The sequence below is a fragment of the Pseudomonas sp. TMW22080 genome (assembly GCF_022496745.1).
GTDB classification, from domain to species: Bacteria; Pseudomonadota; Gammaproteobacteria; order Pseudomonadales; family Pseudomonadaceae; genus Aquipseudomonas; species Aquipseudomonas bubulae.
Window position 1 is genome coordinate 321,610 of the sequence record NZ_SCFF01000001.1, and the last position, 23,980, is coordinate 345,589.

The window sequence follows — 23,980 nt, forward strand, 5'->3', positions numbered from 1 at the left end:
ATAAGAGAGCCACCCATGAGCACGATGGCGATACTGATATCCCTTCTGTTGTTGATGTTTTTCGCCTACCGGGGCGTGACGGTTTTGATCCTGGCGCCGTTGATGGCCGCGCTGGCCGTTCTTCTCAGCGGGGCAGCCGCAGATATCATGCCCACCTTTACCCAGCTGTTCATGAAGGAGCTGGGGCTCTATGTGATCAAGTTTTTCCCCCTGTTCATACTCGGTGCCCTGTTCGGCAAGCTGGTCGCCGACTCCGGAGCAGCGCATACCATCGCTGACTGGTTTATGCGCAAACTCGGCCATCGCCATGCAATTCTCACCGTAGTGCTGGCCTGTGCGCTGTTGACCTACGGTGGCGTATCGCTGTTTGTGGTGGCCTTTGCCGTATACCCGATCGGGGCGGCAATTTTTCGTGAGTCCGGCACGCCAAAACGCTATATGCCAGCGGCCATCGCGCTGGGGGCCTTTACCTTCACCATGACCGCGCTGCCTGGCGCACCGTCGATACAGAACTCGATTCCCACGGCTTATCTGGGCACCACCACCTTCGCCGCCCCGGGCCTGGGCATCATCGCGTCGATCGTCATGCTGTGGATGGGCAGCTGGATGCTGCAATCGCGAGCCCGCAAGGCCATGGCCAAGGGTGAAGGCTACGGCCCCCATGACGACGAAATTGCGTCGAATGCCAGCATAAAAAAACCCGGACTGCTCGTAGCCCTGCTGCCGATAATCGTGGTGATCGGCCTGAACGCGGCGTTCAGCTACTGGATCCTGCCTGCCCTGGACCTCAGCGTTTTGCGTGAAGAGCGCTTTGGCAATATCGACCCGGTGAGCGTCATAGGGCTGTGGTCCGTGCTGTTGGCCCTGATGTGCGCAATCGTATTTGTGATCCTGCTCAACTGGCGCCGCTGGGACAACCTGACGGTCACCCTCAACAAGGGCACCATCGGCGCCCTGCTGCCGATCTTCAACACAGCTTCGGAAGTGGCCTATGGCGCGGTGATCGCCGGTATGGCCGGATTTGCGCTGATCAAGGACACCATCCTCAATGTCTCGCCGGAGCATCCGCTGATTTCGGCCGTGCTCAGCATGAACGTGCTGGCAGGCATTACCGGCTCCTCGTCCGGAGGCCTGAGCATCGCCTTCCGCACCCTGGGCGCGGACTATCTGCGCATGATCGAAGCCGCGGGCATCAGCCCCGACCTGTTTCACCGGGTCGCTACCATTGCTGCCGGCGGCCTGGACACCCTGCCCCACTCGGGCGCGGTGATCACCTTACTGGCAATTTGTAACCTTACGCACCGCCAGTCCTACCCGCAAATTTTCATGATGACGACCGTTGTGCCCATGACCGCCTTGCTGGTGGTCATGGTGCTGGGTTCAACGTTCGGCAGCTTCTGACCATGGCGCATAACAACAAGGACTCGACCATGAACACGGCACCTCTCTCTCCCAGCGACCCGCAACGGGATGCTTCGCAGCGTTTCAATATTGCCCGGGCTTGCTGTGACCGCTGGGCTGACGACCCCGAACGCATTGCGATCATCCAGAAAAATGCCGATGGCACGGTTCAATACCACAGCTTTTTGGCCATGCAACAACAGGCCAACCGCCTGGCCAACAGTTTGCGCGCACAAGGTATCAACGCAGGTGACAGGGTCGGGATCATGCTCCCTCAAGGCCTGGAGGCCGGCACCGCCCATATCGCGCTGTACAAGCTGGGCGCCATTGCGGTTCCGCTGTTCAAGCTGTTCGGTGCGGACGCCATCGAACATCGCGCTTCGAACTGTTCAATGCGTGCGCTGATCACCGACGCCAGCGGCCTGCAGAAGATCGACGGAATTCGTGCCGGCCTTGCCCACTTACATCTGTGCTACGTTATCGATGCACCCGCGCATCGTAATGACGTGCTTGATTACCATGAGCAACTGCAGTGCCACAGTGACCAGTTCGAGACCCTCGATACGGCGGCCGAGGATCCGGCACTGATCATCTACACCTCCGGCACCACCGGCCATCCTAAAGGCGCTTTGCATGCCCATCGCGTGTTGCTCGGGCATTTGCCCGGCGTGCGCAATTCACACGACGACTTCCCCCAGCCCGGTGACCGGATGTGGACCCCGGCAGACTGGGCATGGATTGGCGGGTTGCTCGATGTGCTGCTACCTGCCTGGTATCACGGCGTGCCGGTGGTGGCCCACCGCGCTGACAAGTTTGTACCTGAAGACGTATTTGCCCTGATTGAAGCATTGCAGATTAAAAATGTCTTCTTCCCGCCCACCGCCCTCAAGCTGTTACGCCCTGTCGAAAACCCGCAACAGCGCTGGCATCTCGCGCTGCGGTCGGTTGCCAGTGGTGGCGAGTCACTGGGTGATGAACTGTTGGCCTGGGGCGACCAGGCGCTGGGCGTGCGCATCAATGAATTTTATGGCCAGACCGAATGCAATCTGGTGGTGTCCTCCTGCGCCAGCCAGGGGATCTACCGCCCCCATGCCATTGGCCGCGCGGTCGAGGGGTTTGACGTGGCCATCGTCGACGACTATGGCGTGCCCGTGCCCACAGGTGGTTCAGGGCATATTGCCGTGGCCACGCCCAACGGCAGCCAGATGCTGCGCTATTGGGAAAACAGCCAGGCCACTGCCGAGAAATACCTCAACGGCTGGCTGGTGACGGGCGACAAGGGCTCGATGGATGAGGATGGCTATATCTTCTTCCTTGGACGCAACGATGACGTCATCACCAGCGCAGGCTATCGCATCGGACCGACCCCCATCGAAGACTGCCTGATCAAGCATCCGGCGGTGAAAATGGCGGCGGCTATCGGGAAGAAAGATCCGATTCGTACCGAGGTGGTCAAGGCGTTTGTCGTCCTCAACCACGGCTACGCCGCCAGCAACAACACCATACGCGAGCTGCAGGCGCATGTTCGCGCACAACTGGCCGCCCATGAGTACCCCCGTGAAATTGAATTCCTCGACGAACTGCCCATGACCACGACGGGCAAAATCATTCGCAAGGCCCTGCGCGAACTGGAAGAACAACGTACTGCGATGGAGCTGCAAGCATGAATTTTCTAGGAAAGGCTTTCGACGAAATTACCCGGGGCGAAACGTTTGGCCAGTCGCTGACCATCGATGCGTCACACATCAGCCGTGCCTGCGGCATGTTTGGTGACTTCAACCCGTTGCACAGCGATGCCCAATTTTGTGCCAGCAGCCGTTTCGGTCGACCGATCCTGCATGGGCCAATGACCAGCGCCTTCATGTCTGCTTCCATCGGCATGTACTTCTACGGCACCGCCGTGGCCTACCTTGAGCATAACTGCCGGTTTATCGCTCCGGTGTTTGCAGGCGACACCCTGAGTGTCGAATGGACCATTACCGAAACCCTCGACAAACCCCGCAGCAATGGCGGTATTGCGGTACTCAGCGGCTATTGCAGCAACCAGAGCGGCGAGCAGATTGCCGAGGCCAGCGGCAAGATTTTGCTCAGCAATCGGACGCCGGTTTAGACCTTTTCCAACAGCCCGGCTGGCTGTGAACATTGCCCGCCACGACAAGTCGGCGGGTCCTTGAGGATGAATATGATATGTCCCGGCTAACGACCTCTCTGCAAGACACCGCAGCCCCCGATGGAGTCTGTTATGGCTGCGGCAGCCACAACCCTCACGGCTTGCATATCAAGAGTTACTGGCACGCAGACGGTGTGCATGTGATCGCCGAACACCTGCCGGACCCCAAATATTGCGGTTGGCCCGAACTGGTATACGGCGGCATGATCGCCATGCTGGTGGACTGCCATTCGAACTGGACGGCCATGGCTTATCACTACCGCATGGAGCAGCGCGATGCGGCCAGCCTGCCGCGGATCAATTGCGTCACGGGCAACCTGGGAGTCAAATTTATCAAACCGACGCCCATGGGCGTGCCGCTGACCTTGCGGGCCCGGGTGGAAGGCGACGTGGGGCGTAAAACGCGGATTATATGCGAGGTCTATGCCGGGGATGTGCTGACGGCGGTGGGCGATTCGATTTTCGTACGGGTCGACACCGGGCAACTGGCCACGGCAGCCCATGGCCGCGCTGCGGGTTAAAGCTGATCGGCGTGACATCATCGCGAGCAAGCTCGCTCCCACCCTGATTGCCAGCAGCGCAATCGGTGGGAGCTGACTGGTCCGGGATCCAGCCGTTATTTACTCAGGACTCTGGCGTCTTTGGTGCGGATCTCCTTGATTACCGCATTGACGCGATTGACCAGCACATAGTGGCCGCTGATTTGCACCCACTGTTCATGTTCATCAGGTTTTGGCAGGCCCCGGGCGTGCCAGTCCTTGATCGCCTCCGCGTCCCGGATGAATTGATCAGGCGCCTTGTCGCCGTTGCCATAGCAACTGCTCAGGTCCATGGACTCAGCCAGTATCTGCCCCGGCTTGCAGTCCCCGGGTTTGTCGTCATCAGCCTGTGCTGCGTAAGGCATGGCGCACAAAAGACCGGCCATTATTGATGCAGAAATCAAGCTGCGCATGTTCACCTCAACGTATGGGAGTACAGGCTTTATGGACAAGCCCTCACTGCAGTACGTTCCAATATCTTAATCAAGAATATTGATCACGAGATCAGCAATGACGATTGGACTGCACTTATAGCTTGAGGTGAAGTAACCACAAGGCCGCTGAAAATAATAAACGGCCATTTGTGGAGAACAGCATGTCATTCAATATCAACAGCTTCAAGCTTGAGGGGCGTCGGGCCCTGATCACCGGATCAGGCCAGGGTATCGGGCTTGAACTGGCCCGCGGCCTGGGCGCAGCTGGCGCAACGGTGGTGATCAACACTCGCAATATCGATAAATCTCGTGCCGTGGCCGCTCAACTGCGCGACGAAGGGCTGAAGGCTGAATCCGTGGCCTTCGATGTGACCGACCGCGAGCAATTGCTAGCCGCGATCAACACCTTTGAGAGCGATGTCGGGGCCATCGATATTCTGGTCAACAACGCCGGCATCCAGCGTCGTGCGCCACTGGAGGACTTCAGCGCCAGCGACTGGCACGACGTGATGCGCACCAACCTGGACGGTGTGTTCCATGTTTCCCAAGCTGTTGCGCGGCACATGATCGCCCGCGGTCGCGGCAAGATCATCAATATCTGCTCGGTGCAAAGCCAGCTGGCACGCCCGACCATCGCCCCTTATGCCGCCTCCAAAGGCGCAGTGAAGATGCTCACCAAAGGCATGTGCGCCGAGTGGGCACGGCATGGCATCCAGGCCAATGGCCTGGCCCCGGGCTATTTTGCCACCGAAATGAATCGCGCCTTGGTCGATAACCAGGAGTTTTCCGAGTGGCTGTGCAAGCGCACCCCGGCTGGCCGCTGGGGCCGGGTTGATGAGCTGTGCGGAGCCGCGGTGTTCCTGGCTTCGCCGGCTTCGGACTTTATCAACGGGCAAACCCTGTTTGTGGACGGGGGCCTGACCAGCGTTGTTTGACCCGCACCTGAAAAACAATAACAAGGAACACCCCATGAGCACGCTTAAAGAACCAGCACTGCCCTTGAGCGAGATCGGCAGTGCGCAGGTCAAGACCCAGGGCTTCGCGACCAAACGCTGGCTGTATCTGATCCCGCTGATATTCATTACTTACAGCCTGGCCTACCTGGACCGGGCCAACTACGGCTTTGCCAGTGCGGCGGGCATCGAGCAGGACCTGGGCATCACCAAGGGCATGTCCTCGCTGATCGGTGCGCTGTTTTTTCTCGGTTACTTTTTCTTCCAGGTACCGGGGGCGATCTACGCGCAGAAGTACAGCGTGCGCAAACTGGTGTTCTGGAGCCTGATCCTGTGGGGCTTTTGCGCCATGGCCACGGGGTTGGTGACCAATATCCCGATGCTGATGTTTATTCGGGTTTCCCTGGGCATTGTCGAAGCGGCCGTGATGCCGGCCATGCTGATTTTCATCAGCAACTGGTTCACCCGCAAAGAGCGCTCGTGGGCCAATACCTTCCTGGTGCTGGGCAACCCGGTGACCGTATTGTGGATGTCGGTACTGTCCGGCTACCTGATCCAGGCCTGGGGCTGGCGCGAAATGTTCATCATTGAAGGCGCGCCAGCGGTGCTCTGGGCCTTCGTCTGGTGGCGCATGGCGCGAGACAGGCCTGAACAGGTGAACTGGTTGACGCCACAGGAAAAAGCCCGACTGGCGGCGACCCTGGCTGATGAACAGAAAGGCATGCAACAAGTGCGTAATTACCGTCAGGCGTTTACCAGCCCTGTGGTGATCCAGTTGTGCTGTGTGCATGCGCTGTGGAGCATTGGCGTGTACGGTTTTATCATGTGGCTGCCGAGCATTATCAAACAGGCAGCGGCGGCGGACATCGTGACAGTTGGCTGGCTAAGCGCAGTTCCTTATGTCGCAGCGGTAGCGACGATGCTGGCTGTGTCCTGGGCTTCGGACAAAACCCAGCAGCGCAAACCCTTCATCTGGCCGCTGCTGGCCCTGGGGGCGCTGGCCTTCTTCTGCTCGTTCCTGCTCGGGTCTTCACATTTCTGGTTGTCGTTTGCTTTGCTGACTATTGCCGGCGCTGCACTTTACGCACCTTATGGGCCTTTTTTCGCACTGATACCGGAGATTATTCCTTCGAACGTGTTCGGCGGAGCCATTGGCCTGATCAATGCCTGTGGCGCCCTGGGGGCCTTTGTCGGCTCCTGGATCGTGGGCTACCTGATCGGCCTTACCGGCAATCCGGGGGCGGCGTATATCTTTATGACGGCCGGGGTGCTGTCTTCGGCATTGCTGATGGCCTGGGTGAAAGTGCTGCGCTAGACATATCCAGCTTTGAGAGTGTTTCTCAAAGGGGTGACAGGGAAACAGGGAATGTTATACAGTATCAGTACTTTATAACATTCCCTTGCCAGCGACCCTTCAATGACCCTCCCTACTCCCCCCTTGAATCAGCGCCTGCTGTCCATCGATGCCCTGCGCGGCCTGGTTATCCTCTTTATGCTGCTGGACCACGTGCGCGAGACATTCTTCCTGCACCGGCAAGTAGCCGACCCGATGAATATCGAGATCACCGACCCTGCACTATTCTTCAGCCGTACCCTGGCCCATCTGTGTGCGCCGGTATTTGTCTTGCTGACCGGTCTGTCGGCGTATCTGTATGGCGAAAAGTATCAGGGCAAAGGCGATGTTTCGGCGTTCCTGTTCAAGCGCGGGCTGTTTCTGGTGCTGCTGGAGTTCACTCTGGTCAACTTCGCCTGGACTTTCCAGTTGCCGCCGTCGGTGATCTACATGCAGGTCATCTGGGCCATTGGCGTCAGCATGATCGCCCTTGCCGCCCTGGTGTGGCTGCCACGCCCGGTCTTGCTGATACTTGGCCTGGGAATCATCGCCGGGCACAATCTGCTGGATAACCTGAATTTTGCGGCGGGGTCGATGATGCATGTGCCCTGGGCGATATTGCATGATCGCGGCTGGATTGAAGTGGGCGACAGCTTGCGCATGCGCACGTCCTATCCGGTGTTGCCGTGGATCGGCGTGATTGCTCTGGGTTATTGCCTGGGCCCCTGGTTCACCCGCTCCACCCCGCCAGCCCTGCGCCAGCGCTATCTGTTGCTGGCAGGCAGTGGCGCCCTGCTCGGCTTTATGCTGCTGCGTTTGTTCAATGGCTATGGCGAAGCCCCCTGGGCAAGCCATGACTCCGCCATGCACAGCGTGATGAGTTTTTTCAATATCACTAAATACCCGCCTTCGCTGTTGTTTCTCGCCTTGACCCTGGGTGTGGGCCTGTTGCTGTTGCTGACGTTTGAGCGGGCACAACAGCGCAAGTGGATCAGCACCCTGGCCGTCTTTGGCGCAGCCCCGATGTTTTTCTATCTGTTGCATCTGTATGCACTCAAAGTGCTGTACCTGGCCAGTGTTGCCCTGTTTGGCTTGAATCAGGGCAACTATTTCGGTTTCGACAGTATCGGGGCGGTGTGGTTAACGGCCGTGCTGCTGGCCATTTCGTTGTATTTGCCGGTGCGCTGGTTCGCCAACTTGAAAGCCCGCCGGCGGGATATCACCTGGCTCAAGTATTTCTGATTCTGACGGCGCCCCCCTTTGCCCAACAGGATCGATTATCATCTCGCCGCCGGTCCCCCCTAGCGGGGGGTTAAAAGGGAATCCGCAGTGCTTTTTCAGCACCCAACGGAACTGCCCCCGCAACTGTAGATGACGAGCCTGCTCCAAGATTGCCACTGGGATACCCCCCGGGAAGGCTGGAGCAAGCGATGACCCATCAGTCAGGAGACCTGCCGGCAAAGTCCACACACTAACCGGCGGGGTGTCCGGGGAGGCATCCTGCTTTGTACTGTTGCTGCAGCAGTACCCGATGATGCATTCCCGTCCGTGCACCTATGCCCCGTGTACGATCAAATGGAGATTGCATCATGCTGTTGCACCGCGTTGTTACGCTCATGGTCACGCTGGCCTTGCCGGCCCTGGCTCATGCGACCCCCACGCAATACCCCCTGACCCTGCAGAACTGCGCCACCCCGCTGACGTTTGAGCATGCCCCCAAAAGCGCGGTAACCATTGGCCAGGCCGGCACCGAAATGCTCTATGCCCTGGGCCTTGGTGACAGGCTGGTGGGTACTTCTTTGTGGTTCAACGATGTCCCCGTGCAATACCAGGCACAGAACGACAAGGTTGAGCGCCTGGCCGACAATGACCCGAGCTTTGAAGCCGTCATTGGGAAACGCCCGGAGCTGGTGGTCGTGCAGCTGGAGTGGATGGTGGGGCCGCAGGGTGTGGTGGGCACCCGCGAGCAGTTTCACGAACTGAAGATACCGACTTACCTGATGCCTTCTGACTGCGAGGGCAAAGACAACCTGGTTGGCGCCGACGGCACGCGCATGCAGCCATTCAGTATCGACACTGTCTACAAGAGCATCAGCCAGCTGGCAGAGATCTTCGATGTGCAGGCGCGCGGTGAACAACTGAACAACCAGCTCAAGGCGAGCCTGGAAAAATCCATTGCCTCGCTCAAGGGCAAGGACCTGAGCGCCACCAGTGCGCTGTTCTGGTTCTCCAGTGCGGACATGGATATCGACCCATATGTTGCCGGGCGCAAGGGTATCCCCGACTTTATGCTCAACACCCTGGGCGTGCGCAATGTGGTGGAGTCCGATGAAGAATGGCCAACTGTCGGCTGGGAAACCCTGGCCAAGGCCAACCCGACATTTTTGGTCATCGCGCGCATGGATCGCCGACGCTTCCCGGCGGATGACGTCGAGAAAAAACTTGAATTCCTGCGTACCGACCCGGTAACCCGCAATATGGATGCCGTGAAAAACAACCGCATCATTGTCCTCGATGCCCACGGGATGCAGGCCAGCCTGCGCCTGTTCGACGGCATCGAAACACTCGCAACTGCGATCAGCCGCCACGACCTGCCTAAATGACTGCACGGTTGATCACTGCCTTCGCCGCCTGTACAGCACTGCTGCTGGCTGTACTCGCCGGGGTCGCTATCGGTGAAACTCCGATCGCACCCGATGTGGTGCTGCAGGTACTGGCCAACAAACTGTGGGGCGCCGGGCATGCACTGGACCCGATCGACGAAGGCATTGTCTGGAACTATCGCCTGACCCGAGCCCTGGTGGCCGCAGCCTGCGGTGCGGGGCTGGCCATCTGCGGCGTGGTATTGCAGTCCTTGCTGCGCAACCCGCTGGCCGACCCCTACCTGCTGGGCATTTCTGCCGGAGCGTCCACAGGTGCCGTTGTGGTCGCGGTGCTTGGTCTGGGCGCCGGGGCCATTTCACTGTCGGCCGGGGCCTTTGCCGGGGCGATTTGCGCCTTTGCCCTGGTTATTCTGCTGGCACGGGCCAGCGGGCCCTCCGGTGTAAGTGCCCAGATCATCCTGGCAGGCATTGCCGGTTCTCAGTTGTTCAACGCAATCACTGCCTTCCTGATCACCAAATCGGCCAGTTCCGAGCAGGCTCGCGGGATCATGTTCTGGTTGCTGGGCAATCTCAGTGGCGTGCGCTGGCCTTCGGTATGGCTGGCAGTGCCTGTTGCGGTGCTGGGGCTGGCGGTGTGCCTGTGGCATCGACGGGCGCTGGATGCGTTCACCTTTGGTGCGGACTCAGCGGCCTCATTGGGTATCCCGGTGCGCCGGGTGCAGCTATTGCTGATCAGTTGTGCGGCGCTGGTGACGGCGGTGATGGTGTCGATTGTAGGCTCCATCGGTTTTGTCGGGCTGGTCATTCCCCACGCCGTGCGCTTGCTGGCCGGTACCGGGCATGGCCGCCTGCTGCCCGTCAGCGCCCTGGGCGGGGCCTTGTTCCTGATTGCCGCCGATGTGCTGTCACGCACCTTGATAAAAGGCCAGGTGATTCCCGTCGGCGTGGTCACTGCCCTGGTGGGCGCGCCCGTATTTGCGCTGATCCTGATCGGCCGGAGACATGCACGATGACGGTACTGAGTTGTAGCAACCTGAGTTACCGCGTGGGTGATGCCCAGCTGTTGCAGGGCATCACCCTCAGTGTGCAGCGCGGCGAAACCCTGGGGATAGTCGGGCCCAACGGCTCCGGCAAGTCCACATTGCTCAAGCTGCTGGCCAACCTGCGGGTGCCCGGCCAGGGCCAGGTTTTACTGCACGGGCAAGCGCTGCGCAAAATGAGCCAGCGCAACATTGCGCAAACCCTGGCGGTGGTCGAGCAGCATGCCGACACCCACGACAGCATTGGCGTTTTTGATGCCGTCGCGCTGGGCCGTACACCCTGGCTGTCGGCGCTAAGCCCGTGGTCAGCCAGGGACACGGCCATTGTCGAGCAGGCACTGGCCGATGTGGATGCTACGCATCTGCGCAACCGTACCTGGCGCGGGCTCTCGGGTGGTGAGCGACAACGCGTGCATATCGCCCGGGCCCTGGCCCAGCGCCCGCAAATCCTGTTGCTGGATGAGCCCGCCAATCATCTGGATATCCAGCATCAGCTGGCCATATTAAAAACCATACATGCCCTGCCCGTGACCACCCTGATCGCCATGCACGACCTCAATCAGGCCCTGAGCTGTGATCGCCTGGCGATTCTTGAACGTGGCCGCTTGATGGCGCTTGGTAAACCCCTTGAAGTCCTGACCCCGCAACGGCTGCAGAGCACATTCGGGGTACAGGCGCATTACCTGACTGACCCTTTTGACGGCGCGCAGATCCTGCGTATGTGCGTTTGAATACTATTTAAGAGAGCCACCCATGCGTATTTCATCCCTGACCCTGCTGCTGACCACTGCCCTGCTCTGTACTTCGGCACTGGCACAAACCCACGAAGTGAAAATGCTCACCCGCAGTGCCACGGCCGGTATGGTCTATGAACCGGATTACCTGCAGATCGCCCCCGGCGACACGGTCAGGTTCATCCCCACACAAAGCGGCCACAATGCGGCCACACTGCCCGGACTGCTGCCTGAAGGTGCGCAACCGTTCAAGGGCAAGATCAACCAGGAGGTAGAGCAAACCTTCAGCGTGCCCGGCCTCTACGGCATTCAATGCACCCCGCACCTGGCCATGGGCATGGTCATGCTGATTCAGGTGGGCGAACCTTCTACCGAGCCCCCGGTGCTGCCCGCCACGTTACCCAAACGCGCACTGGACCGTTTGACTGCTGCACTGCAACAGCAGCAGGTGGCGAAATGAGTGCCGTGGGTACACGCTCCGCGATCCTGATCGCCCTCGCCAGCCCCCTGGCCGTGGCGGAGTCGGCCCAGGAGCAAGCCAAGGGCTTTATTGAAGACAGCACCTGGAGTGTGGTCAACCGTACGGTCTACGACAGCCGTGAGTATCGCCACGGAGCCAGCAACAGCGGCGCACGCAATGCCTATAAATCGCGCTCCGATCGCAATGGCTATGGCGAAGAGTGGGCCTACGGCTTGATGGGCACCCTGCAATCAGGCTTTACCCAGGGCCTGATCGGTGTCGGGGTGGATGCCCACGCCTATATGGGCCTCAAGCTGGACAGTGGCGGCGGTCGCGCCGGCAAGGCCCGCCTGCTTGGGCTGGACAACGACGGCTACCCCAAGGACAACTACGGCCGAGGTGGCGCGGCGCTCAAGCTGCGTATGTCCAACACGGTGCTGTCCTGGGGTGAGCAGCGGGTCAAGACCCCGGTGTTCAGCTCATCCGACAGCCGCTTGCTGCCGGAAACGGCCACGGGGGTGTTCCTCACCAGCAACGAGTTCAATGCCCTTAAAATGGTCGGTGGGCATTTCACCGAAAGCACCGACCGCAATGCCAGCAGCCACAATCAGGGCTTTGTGGTCAATTATTCCAATGGCCCCAAAGGCAATGCATTCGACCTGGCCGGGCTGGTGTATACCCCGAGCAAAAACCTCAGCGCCAGCCTTTACACCTCGCGCTACGAAGACACCTGGAACCAGCATTACCTGGGCGCCGTCTTCAGCCACGCGCTGGATGAAAACCGCTCGCTGTCGCTGAACCTCAACCTGTACCGCACAACCGATGAAGGCAAGGCGCTGTCGGGCAATATCGATAACACCACCTGGAGTTTGCTGAGCACCTATGCCCAGGGCCCGCACAGTTTCAGCGTGGGCTATCAGAAAGTGCATGGCAACACGCCATTTGATTATGTGACACGGGGCGCGATTTTCCTGACCAATGCGGTCCAGCTATCTGACTTCAACGCACCTAACGAACAATCATGGCAAGCGCGTTACGACCTGGCGATGACACCCTGGGGTATGCCGGGGCTGGTGTTCAGCGCAGCGTATGTGCGAGGTAGCCAGATTGACGGCAGCCATGTGGATCCGCGGGGCGGCTATGCGTACCTGGGCTATGGCAAAGGCGGGAAGCACTGGGAACGGGATCTCGAAGCGCGCTATGTGGTGCAGAGCGGTGCAGCCAAGGGCACCATCATGTCATTGCGACATAATGTCCATCGCGGCAATACCGCACAGGCCGAACTGGATGCGGACCAGATACGCCTGGCGGTCGAATACCCGCTGACGGGCCGGTTTTAGGTAAACCAACCGTAGCAGCTGCCGAAGGAACGAGGCTGCTGCTACGGCGTTTAACTGCGAATCAGTGCATCGAACCATGATCGTGGTGCATCGGCATGCTATTGAGTGCACGCGCCTCGGCCTTCACCTCAATCTGTTCCTTGACCCCTTTGCTGTCTTCAACAATAAGGATCAAAGGTACCTGGTCACCGGCTTTGACCTGATTGACCAGGTCAATCAGCATCACATGGTAGCCCTCAGGTTCGATGGCCACGCCCTTGCCCGCCGGTAGCGCTACCGATGTCACTGGCTGCATGCTCATCACGTCGTTTTGCATCTTCGATTCGTGGATCTGTACGGTCTTGGCTACCGGAGAACGGACTTCAACCAGCTTGCTGTCGGTGCTCGAAGTAATGTGCATAAAGGCACCGGTCGAAGGCTGACCGGCCACGGTGGCGCGCACCCAGGCATCATCAACAACGGTTTGCGCAGAAACGTGCAGGCTCATGCCCAGCAGTGACAACAGTAGATACTTAACAGGCTTCATAGGGTTGGCTCATTCCAAAGTGCACAGGATTAGCAGACTGACATCACGGTGAGCAGGTCTTCGGCACACTGCTTGGCTGACAGTGAAGGCGACAGGCCAAGACGCAACACACCACGGGAATCGAAAACGAAACTGGTTGCGGTGTGAGACAGGGTGTAAGAGTCACCGGTAGGGATCTTCTCGTAAAACACCTTGAATTCCTTGGCCGTAGCCGCGGTTTCTTCCAGTGTGCCGGACAAGGCAATAAAGCTCGGGTCAAAGGCTTTTACATAGGCATCAAGCATCGCCGGCTTGTCGCGCTCCGGGTCCAGGGTGATAAACACCACCTGCAAGCGGTCGCCGTCGGGGCCCATCATTTTCTTCGCCTGGGCGGCACGGGCCAGCGCGGTCGGGCACACGGCCGGGCACTGGGTAAAGCCGAAGAAAATCATCGGCATCATCCCGCGAAAACTGCCCAGCATCATCTCGTTGCCTTGAGCATCCCTGAGCTTGAACTTGCGCCCGAGGATTTCATTGCTGAGGTCTTTGCCGTACTTGTATGACAAACCGCTGCCAGGGTCGCAACCTGCGATCAAGCCCAGGCTGAGCAAGCCAAGACCGGTGACTACGCGGCGGCGAGTCAGTAAATCATTCATGTCAGGTTCCTTTAAGCGGCCTTTTCCAACGGAAAAGGCCTTTAACCTGCGTATTATCAGGCAGGTGTGTACGCTGCCCGATGCCAGGAGTGACCGGCTTGGCGCGCACGATTGCTGTGGGGTAGACGTGTTGCATGGGCGCAGAATTTACCACTGTCGCTAGGCTGTCGCACGGCAGTCACGCCCCTCAATGGTGCACTACAGCGCCAGCAGCCTGTAAAACCGGGGGATGCAGCAACGCCTGCGACAAATCGACACAGGCATGATTTCTGGCGGATTCAGCGCTTTGCACTATGGGCAATCACCTGTCGCACCGTTATAAACAGCAACGCAGACAACACGGCATACAGGCCAAAGAGCCAGGCGGCAGCATTGGCGGCACCCTCCACGCCACCCGTAGCGGATAAACCGGCCATATTCGCAATCATCCCCGCCAGTGCCGCGCCAATCGCCGTGGCAATCAGTTGCACGGTGGTAATGGACGCACCGGCAATGTCCTTTTCGCTGTCAGGCACATTGGCCAGTACTCGGGTAAGCAGATGCGGCCACGCCAGCCCGATCCCTGTACCGACGCCGATCATTGCCAGGGAAACGCCGGTCAGGCTGATCAATGAACTGCCGCTTTGCGGCACACAGACAGCCGCCAGTGCCAGCCCCGACACCACAAATACAGGGCCGCAGCAGATTGCCCGGTTGGCAGATGCCAGCGCCAGGCCGCTGCTGTAAAAGGCGCCAAGGGTCCAGCCGGCCGCCATCAGCGCTGCAATATAGCCCGCCACCAGCGGGGTTTGCAGATGCAAAACCTGCAAGAAGTACGGTACAAACACTTCGCTGGTCATGCCAATGACCATCAGGCTCATCGACAGATATATCGGCAACAGCGCACTGCCAGGGCTCAGGCTGTGCTTGGGCAACATGCGGTGCCTGTCGCTGCTTTCAACACGGTACACGGCATACAGCAGTACCAGCCCGATCACCAGCCCAAGCGCGTTATACAGCGGCGATGGCTTGATGCTGCCTAGGGCTATCGCCATCACCACGCCAGTCAACAGCAACAGTTGCAGCCAGGGCAAGACCAGACGAGGTGATGCCTCGACGCTTTTTCCGGGCAGCATGGCCCAGGCCAGCAGCATAAACAGCAGGGTCACCGGGATCAGTGCCCAGAATGCTGCACGCCAGGCATCGTACTGCGCAAACACCCCGCCAACGGCTGGGCCAATCAAGGTCGCGGCGCCCCACATTCCTGAAATCAGGGCCATTGCCCTTGGCCACAGGGTTTGGTTGAACACCAGTCGGATCATTGAATACGGCAGGGCAAACAACAGTCCGCCGCCAAGGCCTTGAATGGTGCGCCCCAACACCAGCACGGCCATGTCAGGGGCGCTGCTGCACACCCCGCAACCCAGCGCAAAGACCAGCCCGGCGAGGCTATACGCGAGCCTGGGGCCAAGGGCCGACAGGCATTTGGCCGACACTACCGAGCCAATGATCGAGGCCACCACAAACAGTGTGGTGTTCCAGGCGTAGTAATCCAGCCCGCCGATATCCTTGACCACCGAGGGCAAAATGGTTGTCACCAGATACACGTTGATGGCATGCAACGCCACTCCGCCTGCCAGTGCCACCGATCGCAGCCCGTTGCGGCCCCATAGCAATGCCGACCATCCCGATGCCGTTGTCATTTCCCTTCCTTGAGTTCCATTTCGATGCAATCAGCCTATTATAAAAGCAAATGCTTTGGTAATTATTTATCCTCCAGGCGGTATGATCCCCCGATAAACCTCATTACCCTGATGACTTTGTACGATGCCCGTGACCGACTCTCCTGATATTGCACGCAACACCGGGGCCACTGCCGAGCGGATCCTGTTTCTGCTTAAAACCCGTGGGCCATTGAAAACCGCGGATCTTGGGGCAATGCTCGATATCACCCCGGAAGCTGCGCGCCAGCAGATTCAGAAGCTGGTAGACGGCGCCATGATCGTTGGCTGCCTGATGCCGCCGGTTGGGGCCGGGCGCCCTTCGCAAAAATGGGTATTGACCGATACCGCTCAAGCCAGATTCCCCAATACCCATGCGCAGCTCACGGCGCAGTTGATTGATTCAATCAAGCTGATCTACGGCAATGAAGGGATCGACAAAGTGGTCGAGAGCATGGAACTGGCCAATACCCGCGAATACGTTGCAGCCTGTGAGCAAGGGCGAAACCTGCAAGAGAAAGTTCAGGTGCTGGTGGCCATACGCGACAGCGCCGGGTATATGGCGAGCATGGAAGCTGAAGGCGAGAACTGGCTGATCATCGAAAATCACTGCCCGATCTGTGTTGCAGCGCAGCAATGCCAGGGCTTTTGCCGGGCAGAGTTGCAAGTGTTTCAGGCGGCCATCGGGGACTCGGGGCAGGTTGAGCGAACAGAACACATGATCACAGGCAGTCGCCGTTGCGTGTATCGGGTAACCCCTGCTTGACGCGCATTTTTTTCACATAGGCTTCACCTCTCCGCCACTTCCTCCCGATTAACGTGCTGGCCATAACTTACGTCGATAACAGGCGCGCAGATGGAAAGCATGGCTGGCGTTGTACCTTGCAATACCCGCACTCGAGGTGTTGAGCGCTGGGCAATACCCGGTTTGATCCTGGCTTTTGTCGTATTTTATCTTTTGCCGCTGATGAGCCACGGCTTATGGATACCTGACGAAACCCGCTATGCCCAGATCAGCCAGGAAATGCTCCATAGCGGCAACTGGGTAGCCCCACACTTTATGGGCTTGCGCTATTTCGAGAAGCCGGTTGCCGGTTACTGGATGATCGCCATCGGGCAAGCTGTATTCGGTGACAACCTGTTTGGTGTGCGGATCGCCTCGGCACTGAGTACCGGGCTGAGTGTCTGGCTGGCATGGCTGATTGCCGGGCGCCTGTGGCATGACCCGCGCAAGCGTTTTGCCAGCGCACTGCTGTATATGAGTTTTGGACTGGTGGCCGGGCAAGCCGGCTATGCCAACCTCGACCCGCAGTTCACCTTCTGGGTCAACCTCAGTCTGGTAGCACTCTGGTATGCCTTTGACAGCACCACCCGCCGCGCGCGCATCGGTGCCTGGGCCGTGCTGGGCGTGGCCTGCGGCATGGGCTTTATGACCAAGGGGTTTCTGGCCTGGTTACTGCCCGTGTTGATCGCCGCTCCCTATGCCTTGTGGCAGCGGCGCGTCAAGGAAGTGCTGAGCCATGGCCCGTTGGCGATCCTTGTCGCAGTGGCTGTCTGCCTGCCGTGGGCGCTGGCGATCCACCATCAGGAACCGGACTTCTGGCAGTTTTTTTTCTGGAACGAACACGTACGCCGTTTCAGCGCGGCCGATGCACAACATACCCAACCCTGGTGGTTCTACCTGCCGATCCTGTTGGCCGCCAGCCTGCCCTGGGCGGCCTTGCTGCCGAAAACCCTGATGGATGCCTGGAAACACAAGCGCCAACCTGCGATCGGCTTTCTGCTGTTGTGGATGCTGCTGCCACTGGCCATCTTCAGCATGAGCAAGGGCAAGCTGCCGACCTACATCATGCCGTGCCTGCTGCCTTTGGCGCTGCTGATGGGCCGAGCCGTGGTTTCATGGATTGAACAGGCAAAGGGCCGCACCCTGCGTATCAACGGCCTGTTGAATGTGCTATTGGCGGTTGCCGGCCTGGTTGGACTGGCTTACCTGCAATTCAGTCGCCCGGTGTATGAGAACACCGAGGTGTTCAGCCTGTCTCTGGCCTATATCGTGTTGCTGGGCTGGCTGCTTAGCAACGCCCTGCAAGCCCTACGCCCGCTGCTGCTGTGGGCAGCACCTGCGATGGGCATGGGTGTGCTGGTGGCGCTGTTGCCCGCTGCGATGCCGGGAGTGATCATCAACAGCAAAATGCCCGATCAGTTTATTGCCGAGCATGTACAGGAACTGAGTCAGGCCCGCACGCTGCTCAGCAATGACCTGGGCGCGGCATCGGCCCTGTCCTGGCGCCTGGGTCGGCCTGATATCACGCTCTATAACAGCACCGGAGAGCTTAAATATGGTTTGGGTTATGCCGATTCAGCCGGGCGTCAGGTTGATATGGATAGCATCGATCGCTGGATGAAGGAGGCACGTTTACGCGGCTCGGTCGGCGTGGTCATGCGCGCTCATTCGGCACTGGAAACCCACGAAGTCGAGCTGCTGCCGCTGGGTGGCAAGCGCTACGAACGCGGTGATCTCGCGATTTTCATCTTTCCCAAGGTTCAGCCTGAATGACTCTGATCAAACGCTGGAACAGCGAGCAAAAAGGCTTGCTGGTGTTGTTGGCCGTATCTGCCCTGCTCTTGTTGCTGGGCCTGGGTTCACGGGAGCTCTGGGGCCCGGAAACCCGCTGGGCCAATATCGCCCTGCAGATGCTGCAGAGCGGTGATTACCTGGATCCTTATCTGAAAGGCTCGCCCTACTACGACAAGCCCCTGCCCTCGTACTGGCTGATCACGGCAACCGCAAGCTTGATGGGTGGCCTGGGCAACTGGTCCTTGCGCCTGTCATCCGTTATTGCCGCCTGGCTAAGCGTGTGGCTGGTGTACCTGCTCGGCGAGCAGTTGTTTCGCAAGGGCACCGGGCTGATCGCTGGCTGGATGCTGGCCACGACCTTCTACTTTGTATTCTGGGCGCGGGTGGCCACGGCGGACATCCTTACGGTGTTCGGCTTGCTGGCGGCAGTCTGGTGGTACTGGCGCGGCCCCGATGACACCCGTCTGAGCCGGTACTGTGTGTTTTTCCTGTTGCTGTCCCTGACCTCGCTGCTCAAGGGGCTGATCGGTTTTATCCTGCCAGGGCTGGTGCTGTTGCCTCATCTGCTAAGTGAACAACGCTGGAAGCGTCATCTGAACCTGCGCTTGCTCCTCGCCCTGGTGGTTGCCGGGGCCGTATATATGCTGCCCTTCGTGCTGTCCCACCTGTATGGCGCGCCCACCTATGGCGAAAGCGGGCTGGAACTGGTGCTACGTGAAAACGTGGTGCGGTTCTTCAACCCCTTTGACCATATGGGGCCGATCTACACCTACCTGATCTACTTGCCGGCCTACACCCTGCCCTGGGCACCATTCTGGATGATCGGGCTGTGGGTGGCCGTACGTCAATGGCGGCATATCGAGCCCAATACGCGGTGGCTGGTGTGGGGGCTGGGTTTGCTGTTTGTATTTTTCACCGCCAGCGGCAGCCGGCGCAGTTATTACGTGTTGCCGCTGGTGCCGTTGGCCCAGCTGCTGGCGGCCTGGTGGGTGACCCGGCGCATGGCGCAAGGCAAAACCAACCCGCGCCGCTGGAACATCGGTTTCGGCATGAGTGCGACGTTACTGCTGTTGGTGCTGGGGGTGTTCTATCCGTGGTCCAACGGCGGCGGCGGGGTTATCCAGTTTGGCCAGGATGTGAAAGCGCGGGCCAGCCAGCAGGCGCCCTGGGATCAGTGGCGCATGGTGATGATTGATGTCGACAACAAACTGCCCATGTATGTGCAGAATGAAGGCGAGCCGTTCTTCTATATCGACCAGAGCCAGGATTACCCTCGCGATGGCGACAGTGCCGGGTTAATGGCCTGGCTGGACAAAACCAGCGGCCAGCATTTCAACCCGCAACGTACGCTGATTTTTGCCCAGTACCGCAGTGGCGATCCCCTGCCCCTTGGCTACTTGAGCATGGATCACCAGACCCTCACCAGCCAGCCGGACAATGGCGACCGGTTGTTGCACAAACGCGAAGGTGGCAGCGTGGTGTATATCCCGCAATTACCCTGACCATACCCTTTGGTAGCGGGCTTGCTCGCGATAGAAGCGACGCGGTGTACCTGTCACGGCGCGTCGATGCAATCGCGAGCAAGCCCGCTCCCACAGGTATTCAGAGAATTCGGTAGAGCAGGCGTTCGATCCGTACCCGGCTTACGCGACGCAGGAACTTGGCCACCGCTGGCGGATAATCAGCCAGGGTTTCCAGGTCCTTGAAGTTGTCGATACGCTGGGTGTGGGCGAAGATCGCTTCCAGCTCCTTGCAGCGCGGTTCCAGCAATTCACGGCGTGGGTCGTCGATCAACAGGCCGTTTTCCAGATCCAGGCGGAATGCCCGTGGATTGAGGTTATTGCCGGTCAGCAAGGTGTAGCGGTCATCCACCCACATGCCTTTAAGGTGGTAGGTGTTGTCACCTTCGCGCCACAGATGCAGGTTCAACAGACCGTTGTCGATCATGCGCTGATGGCTCTTGGCGAAGCGGCGCAGGCTCAGCTCATACAGATACGGCAGCGCTGCGATAACCCGAAACGGTTCGCTCGGCGGGATATAGAAGTCGTTGGCGGTCTTGTCGCCCACCACGATATCAATCCGCACTCCACGTTCCAGAGCCCGGTTGATTTCACGAGTCACCGGCAATGGCAGGTTGAAGTACGGGGTGCAGATGGTCAGCTGTTGCTGGCTGCTGGCGATCAGTTCACAAATAACCCGGCTCAGCTGATTGTTTTTACCCACCCCCAGTAGCGGGCTGACCGACAGGCCAAAGTGGCCGACAGTCCCGGCGCTGGTATCGTAGCTGGCTTTTTTCAGGTGGCTGCGAAAGTCCCCGATAGCGCTGCGCAGGCTGCGAGTGGTAGGCAATGTGGGCAGGTCGAGGCGATGCACGGCCTTGCTCTCGATCAGATCATGCTGGACAAAGTGCTGCATGCTGTCAGCCAGCGGCTTGTTGTGCAGCAGGTGGTAACGGTCGAATCGATACTTGTCGAGCTTGTGCAGGTACACGTTGTTCAGGCTTGCACCGCTATAGATCACGCAGTCATCCACGATAAAGCCCTTGAGATGCAGCACCCCGAACAGTTCGCGGGTCTGCACCGGCACGCCATAAATCGGCACTTGGGTGTCGTGGGCTGCGGTTTGTGCCTGATACCAGGCCGCGTTGCCGGGCTGTTTGCCTGCACCGATCAACCCGCGCTGGGCGCGCAGCCAGTCAACCACCACGGCAATTTCCAGCTCGGGGCGCGCGGCCTTGGCGGCGTGCAGGGCATCGAGGATCTCCTGCCCGGCTTCGTCCTGTTGCAGGTACAAGGCCACCAGCGTGATGCGATGGCGTGCACCTGCAATCTGCTCCAGCAGGCAGCGGCGAAAATCCGCAGGGCTGGGCAAGATGCTCAGCGCATCGGCGGACAACGGAAAGCTGCGCAGTTTAGGCAGCAAGGAGCGTTTGAAGAGCGACGGCATAGGGCTCGCTAAGGGTCGAATGCGAAGAGCCGCAAAGCTTACACGATTCTGTGATGTGTAGCCTCAATGCGGGAGCTGGCTTGCCTGCGATGCAAACGACGCGGTCGGTCTGGCAAACCACAGCGATGCTTTCGCGAGCAAGCCCGCTCCCACAGGGGGGTATTTAACCCCGGGCCAGGATCAGCAACCGCGCAATATCCCGCGCCCGGTCGGTGAGCAATGGTGCTGCCCGGGCGCAGGCGTCCTGCAGGGTCATCGGGCCGCTGGCAATTGCAAATGCCGCGTTGATGCCGTGCTCATACAGCGCCTGATACCCCTCGCCCAACGTGCCGGCCAATACCACCACCGGGACCCCTTCAGCGCGGGCGATGCTCGCCACGCCAAAGGGGGTTTTGCCGCGAAGGGTCTGGGCATCGAAACGGCCTTCACCGGTGATCACCAGGTCTGCGCCCTTCACCGCTTCTGCCAACCCTACAAGCTCGGCCACTACTTCAACCCCGGCGCGAAACTGCGCGCCGAAGAACGCCTTGGCAGCAAACCCCAGCCCGCCGGCAGCGCCCGAGCCCGGCTCGTGTCGCACATCCTTGGGCAGCACGTTTGCACAGTGATCGGCAAAGTGCCCCAGCGCCTGATCCAGCAAGCGCACCTGTTCGGCGGATGCGCCTTTTTGCGGGCCGAAGATTGCCGAAGCACCGTGCTCGCCACACAGCGGGTTGTTGACGTCGGCGGCAATTTCAAAGCGTACTTCGGCCAGGCGCGGGTCCAGGCCTGACAGTTCGATACGCGCCACATGGGCCAGCGCCAGGCCGCCACGCGGCAGGTGATTGCCCTGGGCATCGAACAAGCCCAGACCCAGGGCCTGCAACGCGCCTGCCCCGGCGTCGTTGGTTGCACTGCCGCCGATAGCCAGGATCACCCTGCGGGCACCGGCGTCCAGGGCGGCCTTGATCAGTTCGCCAGTACCGAAGGTGCTGGTGATGCAGGCATTGCGCTGCTCCGGCTTGAGCAGTTGCAGGCCGCTGGCTTCGGCCATTTCGATGATGGCTGTGTGGCTGTCCGGCAGCCAGCCCCAATGGGCCTCGACCGGCGCGCCCAGAGGGCCTTGCACATGATTGCGGCGCAACTGGCCATTACCGGCGGCGACAATCGCTTCGACCGTGCCTTCACCACCATCGGCCATCGGGCATTTGACCAACTGCGCGTGGGGCATGACATCAGCCAGACCGGCAGCGATCGCATCGGCGACTTTTTCGGCACTCAGACTGTCTTTGAACGAGTCGGGGGCAATCACGATTTTCATGGGGCGCATCTCCAGTTCTTATGCCATCCATGCTGCCAGTAACCGGGCATAAACACGCCAGTCGGGCGCACAAGCAATCACGGGCTTTGTTGTTCATTTGGACAATGCTCAGCTCTGGGGCAGTAACTGCACCCCCAGATAAAGAGCCAGCATGCCATTGAGGCTCAAGGGGTCGACGCCGCTCAATTCCGCGATGCGCTCCATCCGATAACGCAGGCTGTTGCGATGAATCCCCAGTGCATCGGCGCAGGCCTGGCTCTGGCCGTCGTGCTCGCACCAACTGCGCAGTGTGGTAATCAATTGGCCATTGGCGTCCTTGGCCACTACTTTGTGCAGCGGGCCGAGCAGTTCTTCCAATGCATCATCATTGCGATGGCGCCACAACATTACCGGCAAGCGATAGCGATCAAGGGTTAACAACCGGGTGTGCGGTAGCACATCACGGCCATAGGCCAGCAAATCCCCCACCCGGCGGTAACAGCGGCGCAACCCCTTGAGCGCATCGGCCTGCCCGCCCGCAGCAATGCGCAATACCTGCCAGCCTTGGCCGTCGAGCCTCTCCAGCAAACGCAGATCATCCAGTGCAGCGGTTGCAGGGCGGCACCACAGCAGGGACCCGGTTGCCGGGCACACACACCAGCTGTCCGGGTAGCGTGATTGCAACCAGGCACTCAAAGCCTCGGCACTTTGTCCCTTACCCAGCTCGAACAGATAGGGGATGCGAGACAGCTGCGGCTTGAGCCCCAGCTGCTGGGCCTCATCAATCAGGCGCGGGGAGTCACCGCCCTCGCTGAGCAGCAAAGCCACCAAGTCATCACAACGCTGGCGTCGCCATTGTTGCTCGGCCTGCTGAAAGCGCTGGCCCACCAGCATTTCAGCGGTCATGCGCACCAGTTCGGCATAGGTACGCAGCAGTTCGGGCTCGCCAGTCAGGCCCAGCACCCCGATCAGTCGCTGGTCGAGCAGCAGTGGCAAGTTGATACCCGGCTGCACGCCCTTAAGGCATTTGGCCGTTTGTGCGTCGATTTCCACCACCCGTCCATTGGCCAGCACCAATTGCGCCCCTTCGTGCCGGGTATTGATACGCTCGGGCTCGCCACTGCCCAGGATCAGGCCCTGGCTGTCCATAACGTTTACGTTGTAAGGCAAAATGGCCATCGCACGGTCAACGATGTCCTGCGCCAAATCGTGGTCCAGTTCAAACATGGGGTGACTATCCTTGGGTACATTTGTTCACGGGCACAGAGCGCTTGGCGAAATGCTGTGCGACAGCACAAAGACAGCAGCG

22 protein-coding genes and 1 riboswitch are annotated in these 23,980 nt (G+C 59.6%); of the genes, 15 read left to right on the forward strand and 7 right to left on the reverse strand.

Annotated elements, in window-relative coordinates:
- Window positions 1–15: 15 nt before the first annotated feature.
- From EQV96_RS01475 to EQV96_RS01490, 4 genes are all read left to right on the forward strand, one after another.
- Window positions 16–1,401: a GntP family permease gene (locus EQV96_RS01475; protein WP_095000237.1), complete on the forward strand. Its 1,386-nt coding sequence runs from the start codon at window positions 16–18 to the stop codon at window positions 1,399–1,401.
- Between the two features lie 29 nt (window positions 1,402–1,430).
- A complete protein-coding gene (locus EQV96_RS01480) occupies window positions 1,431–3,068 on the forward strand; it encodes an AMP-binding protein (RefSeq protein ID WP_240881121.1) in 1,638 nt (545 codons plus the stop codon).
- Window positions 3,065–3,511 (forward strand): MaoC/PaaZ C-terminal domain-containing protein, encoded by a 447-nt coding sequence (locus EQV96_RS01485; protein WP_095026262.1) that lies wholly within the window; start codon window positions 3,065–3,067, stop codon window positions 3,509–3,511. The genes EQV96_RS01480 and EQV96_RS01485 overlap by 4 nt, the downstream gene beginning before the upstream one ends.
- A 77-nt stretch (window positions 3,512–3,588) precedes the next feature.
- Window positions 3,589–4,092, forward strand: a complete 504-nt coding sequence (locus EQV96_RS01490) for a PaaI family thioesterase (RefSeq protein WP_240881122.1) — start codon at window positions 3,589–3,591, stop codon at window positions 4,090–4,092.
- Between the two features lie 95 nt (window positions 4,093–4,187).
- Here the strand turns inward: EQV96_RS01490 and EQV96_RS01495 are convergent, their stop codons facing one another.
- Window positions 4,188–4,523 (reverse strand): RcnB family protein, encoded by a 336-nt coding sequence (locus tag EQV96_RS01495; protein WP_095000240.1) that lies wholly within the window; start codon window positions 4,521–4,523, stop codon window positions 4,188–4,190.
- Between the two features lie 182 nt (window positions 4,524–4,705).
- On the opposite strand from EQV96_RS01495, the gene EQV96_RS01500 reads away from it, so the two are divergent.
- The 8 genes from EQV96_RS01500 (at window position 4,706) to EQV96_RS01535 (ending at window position 13,007) form a co-directional block, all read left to right on the forward strand.
- Window positions 4,706–5,479: an SDR family NAD(P)-dependent oxidoreductase gene (locus EQV96_RS01500; RefSeq protein WP_095000241.1), complete on the forward strand. Its 774-nt coding sequence runs from the start codon at window positions 4,706–4,708 to the stop codon at window positions 5,477–5,479.
- 34 nt (window positions 5,480–5,513) lie between these two features.
- Complete coding sequence (locus EQV96_RS01505; protein WP_240881124.1) at window positions 5,514–6,812, forward strand: MFS transporter; 1,299 nt, start codon at window positions 5,514–5,516, stop codon at window positions 6,810–6,812.
- A gap of 102 nt (window positions 6,813–6,914) precedes the next feature.
- Window positions 6,915–8,072 (forward strand): DUF1624 domain-containing protein, encoded by a 1,158-nt coding sequence (locus tag EQV96_RS01510; protein ID WP_240881125.1) that lies wholly within the window; start codon window positions 6,915–6,917, stop codon window positions 8,070–8,072.
- A 33-nt stretch (window positions 8,073–8,105) separates the two neighbouring features.
- Window positions 8,106–8,304, forward strand: a riboswitch (cobalamin riboswitch).
- Between the two features lie 115 nt (window positions 8,305–8,419).
- Window positions 8,420–9,433, forward strand: coding sequence for an ABC transporter substrate-binding protein (locus tag EQV96_RS01515; RefSeq protein ID WP_095024681.1), 1,014 nt, complete (start codon window positions 8,420–8,422; stop codon window positions 9,431–9,433).
- Window positions 9,430–10,446, forward strand: coding sequence for an iron ABC transporter permease (locus tag EQV96_RS01520; protein ID WP_095019937.1), 1,017 nt, complete (start codon window positions 9,430–9,432; stop codon window positions 10,444–10,446). Before EQV96_RS01515 ends, EQV96_RS01520 begins: the two co-directional genes overlap by 4 nt.
- Window positions 10,443–11,204, forward strand: a complete 762-nt coding sequence (locus EQV96_RS01525; RefSeq protein ID WP_095019938.1) for an ABC transporter ATP-binding protein — start codon at window positions 10,443–10,445, stop codon at window positions 11,202–11,204. The genes EQV96_RS01520 and EQV96_RS01525 overlap by 4 nt, the downstream gene beginning before the upstream one ends.
- A gap of 22 nt (window positions 11,205–11,226) precedes the next feature.
- On the forward strand, window positions 11,227–11,667 hold the full coding sequence (locus EQV96_RS01530; protein WP_095038811.1) for a pseudoazurin: 441 nt from the start codon (window positions 11,227–11,229) through the stop codon (window positions 11,665–11,667).
- Window positions 11,664–13,007 carry an OprD family porin gene (locus EQV96_RS01535; protein ID WP_138737992.1) on the forward strand — a complete coding sequence of 448 codons (1,344 nt, stop codon included), beginning with the start codon at window positions 11,664–11,666 and terminating at the stop codon, window positions 13,005–13,007. The genes EQV96_RS01530 and EQV96_RS01535 overlap by 4 nt, the downstream gene beginning before the upstream one ends.
- Before the next feature lie 61 nt (window positions 13,008–13,068).
- Here the strand turns inward: EQV96_RS01535 and EQV96_RS01540 are convergent, their stop codons facing one another.
- The 3 genes from EQV96_RS01540 to EQV96_RS01550 all read right to left on the reverse strand — a co-directional run bounded on the left by EQV96_RS01540 (window position 13,069) and on the right by EQV96_RS01550 (window position 15,850).
- On the reverse strand, window positions 13,069–13,533 hold the full coding sequence (locus EQV96_RS01540) for a copper chaperone PCu(A)C (RefSeq protein ID WP_240881127.1): 465 nt from the start codon (window positions 13,531–13,533) through the stop codon (window positions 13,069–13,071).
- Window positions 13,534–13,562: 29 nt separating this feature from the next.
- A complete protein-coding gene (locus tag EQV96_RS01545; RefSeq protein ID WP_016780913.1) occupies window positions 13,563–14,168 on the reverse strand; it encodes an SCO family protein in 606 nt (201 codons plus the stop codon).
- Between the two features lie 278 nt (window positions 14,169–14,446).
- Window positions 14,447–15,850: an MFS transporter gene (locus EQV96_RS01550; RefSeq protein WP_240881128.1), complete on the reverse strand. Its 1,404-nt coding sequence runs from the start codon at window positions 15,848–15,850 to the stop codon at window positions 14,447–14,449.
- 124 nt (window positions 15,851–15,974) lie between these two features.
- Here EQV96_RS01550 and EQV96_RS01555 point away from each other — a divergent pair, with 124 nt between their 5' ends.
- From EQV96_RS01555 to EQV96_RS01565, 3 genes are all read left to right on the forward strand, one after another.
- A complete protein-coding gene (locus tag EQV96_RS01555) occupies window positions 15,975–16,634 on the forward strand; it encodes a hypothetical protein (protein WP_095019182.1) in 660 nt (219 codons plus the stop codon).
- 90 nt (window positions 16,635–16,724) lie between these two features.
- Window positions 16,725–18,425 (forward strand): lipid IV(A) 4-amino-4-deoxy-L-arabinosyltransferase, encoded by a 1,701-nt coding sequence (gene arnT / locus EQV96_RS01560; RefSeq protein WP_095019940.1) that lies wholly within the window; start codon window positions 16,725–16,727, stop codon window positions 18,423–18,425.
- Between the two features lie 5 nt (window positions 18,426–18,430).
- On the forward strand, window positions 18,431–19,948 hold the full coding sequence (locus EQV96_RS01565; protein ID WP_095019214.1) for a glycosyltransferase family 39 protein: 1,518 nt from the start codon (window positions 18,431–18,433) through the stop codon (window positions 19,946–19,948).
- Between the two features lie 100 nt (window positions 19,949–20,048).
- Here EQV96_RS01565 and pssA read toward each other — a convergent pair whose 3' ends face one another.
- The 3 genes from pssA to EQV96_RS01580 all read right to left on the reverse strand — a co-directional run bounded on the left by pssA (window position 20,049) and on the right by EQV96_RS01580 (window position 23,898).
- Window positions 20,049–21,392, reverse strand: a complete 1,344-nt coding sequence (gene pssA, locus EQV96_RS01570) for a CDP-diacylglycerol--serine O-phosphatidyltransferase (protein WP_240881132.1) — start codon at window positions 21,390–21,392, stop codon at window positions 20,049–20,051.
- Window positions 21,393–21,555: 163 nt separating this feature from the next.
- The gene (locus EQV96_RS01575; protein ID WP_095023899.1) at window positions 21,556–22,692 is read right to left on the reverse strand and encodes a glycerate kinase; all 1,137 of its coding nucleotides are present in this window, start codon (window positions 22,690–22,692) and stop codon (window positions 21,556–21,558) included.
- Between the two features lie 108 nt (window positions 22,693–22,800).
- The gene (locus EQV96_RS01580; RefSeq protein ID WP_095000255.1) at window positions 22,801–23,898 is read right to left on the reverse strand and encodes a sugar diacid recognition domain-containing protein; all 1,098 of its coding nucleotides are present in this window, start codon (window positions 23,896–23,898) and stop codon (window positions 22,801–22,803) included.
- Between the last annotated feature and the right edge of the window lie 82 nt (window positions 23,899–23,980).

What these genes read in the sequence shown, in the direction of transcription:
- EQV96_RS01580 (WP_095000255.1), bottom strand. Translation starts at nt 23,898, where the DNA reads ATGTTTGAACTGGACCACGATTTGGCGCAGGACATCGTTGACCGTGCG.
- EQV96_RS01500 (WP_095000241.1), top strand. Translation starts at nt 4,706, where the DNA reads ATGTCATTCAATATCAACAGCTTCAAGCTTGAGGGGCGTCGGGCCCTG.
- EQV96_RS01480 (WP_240881121.1), top strand. Translation starts at nt 1,431, where the DNA reads ATGAACACGGCACCTCTCTCTCCCAGCGACCCGCAACGGGATGCTTCG.
- EQV96_RS01540 (WP_240881127.1), bottom strand. Translation starts at nt 13,533, where the DNA reads ATGAAGCCTGTTAAGTATCTACTGTTGTCACTGCTGGGCATGAGCCTG.
- EQV96_RS01535 (WP_138737992.1), top strand. Translation starts at nt 11,664, where the DNA reads ATGAGTGCCGTGGGTACACGCTCCGCGATCCTGATCGCCCTCGCCAGC.
- EQV96_RS01515 (WP_095024681.1), top strand. Translation starts at nt 8,420, where the DNA reads ATGCTGTTGCACCGCGTTGTTACGCTCATGGTCACGCTGGCCTTGCCG.
- pssA (WP_240881132.1), bottom strand. Translation starts at nt 21,392, where the DNA reads ATGCCGTCGCTCTTCAAACGCTCCTTGCTGCCTAAACTGCGCAGCTTT.
- EQV96_RS01525 (WP_095019938.1), top strand. Translation starts at nt 10,443, where the DNA reads ATGACGGTACTGAGTTGTAGCAACCTGAGTTACCGCGTGGGTGATGCC.
- EQV96_RS01495 (WP_095000240.1), bottom strand. Translation starts at nt 4,523, where the DNA reads ATGCGCAGCTTGATTTCTGCATCAATAATGGCCGGTCTTTTGTGCGCC.
- EQV96_RS01550 (WP_240881128.1), bottom strand. Translation starts at nt 15,850, where the DNA reads ATGACAACGGCATCGGGATGGTCGGCATTGCTATGGGGCCGCAACGGG.
- EQV96_RS01505 (WP_240881124.1), top strand. Translation starts at nt 5,514, where the DNA reads ATGAGCACGCTTAAAGAACCAGCACTGCCCTTGAGCGAGATCGGCAGT.
- EQV96_RS01530 (WP_095038811.1), top strand. Translation starts at nt 11,227, where the DNA reads ATGCGTATTTCATCCCTGACCCTGCTGCTGACCACTGCCCTGCTCTGT.
- EQV96_RS01490 (WP_240881122.1), top strand. Translation starts at nt 3,589, where the DNA reads ATGTCCCGGCTAACGACCTCTCTGCAAGACACCGCAGCCCCCGATGGA.
- EQV96_RS01485 (WP_095026262.1), top strand. Translation starts at nt 3,065, where the DNA reads ATGAATTTTCTAGGAAAGGCTTTCGACGAAATTACCCGGGGCGAAACG.
- EQV96_RS01510 (WP_240881125.1), top strand. Translation starts at nt 6,915, where the DNA reads ATGACCCTCCCTACTCCCCCCTTGAATCAGCGCCTGCTGTCCATCGAT.
- arnT (WP_095019940.1), top strand. Translation starts at nt 16,725, where the DNA reads ATGGAAAGCATGGCTGGCGTTGTACCTTGCAATACCCGCACTCGAGGT.
- EQV96_RS01545 (WP_016780913.1), bottom strand. Translation starts at nt 14,168, where the DNA reads ATGAATGATTTACTGACTCGCCGCCGCGTAGTCACCGGTCTTGGCTTG.
- EQV96_RS01555 (WP_095019182.1), top strand. Translation starts at nt 15,975, where the DNA reads ATGCCCGTGACCGACTCTCCTGATATTGCACGCAACACCGGGGCCACT.
- EQV96_RS01520 (WP_095019937.1), top strand. Translation starts at nt 9,430, where the DNA reads ATGACTGCACGGTTGATCACTGCCTTCGCCGCCTGTACAGCACTGCTG.
- EQV96_RS01575 (WP_095023899.1), bottom strand. Translation starts at nt 22,692, where the DNA reads ATGAAAATCGTGATTGCCCCCGACTCGTTCAAAGACAGTCTGAGTGCC.
- EQV96_RS01475 (WP_095000237.1), top strand. Translation starts at nt 16, where the DNA reads ATGAGCACGATGGCGATACTGATATCCCTTCTGTTGTTGATGTTTTTC.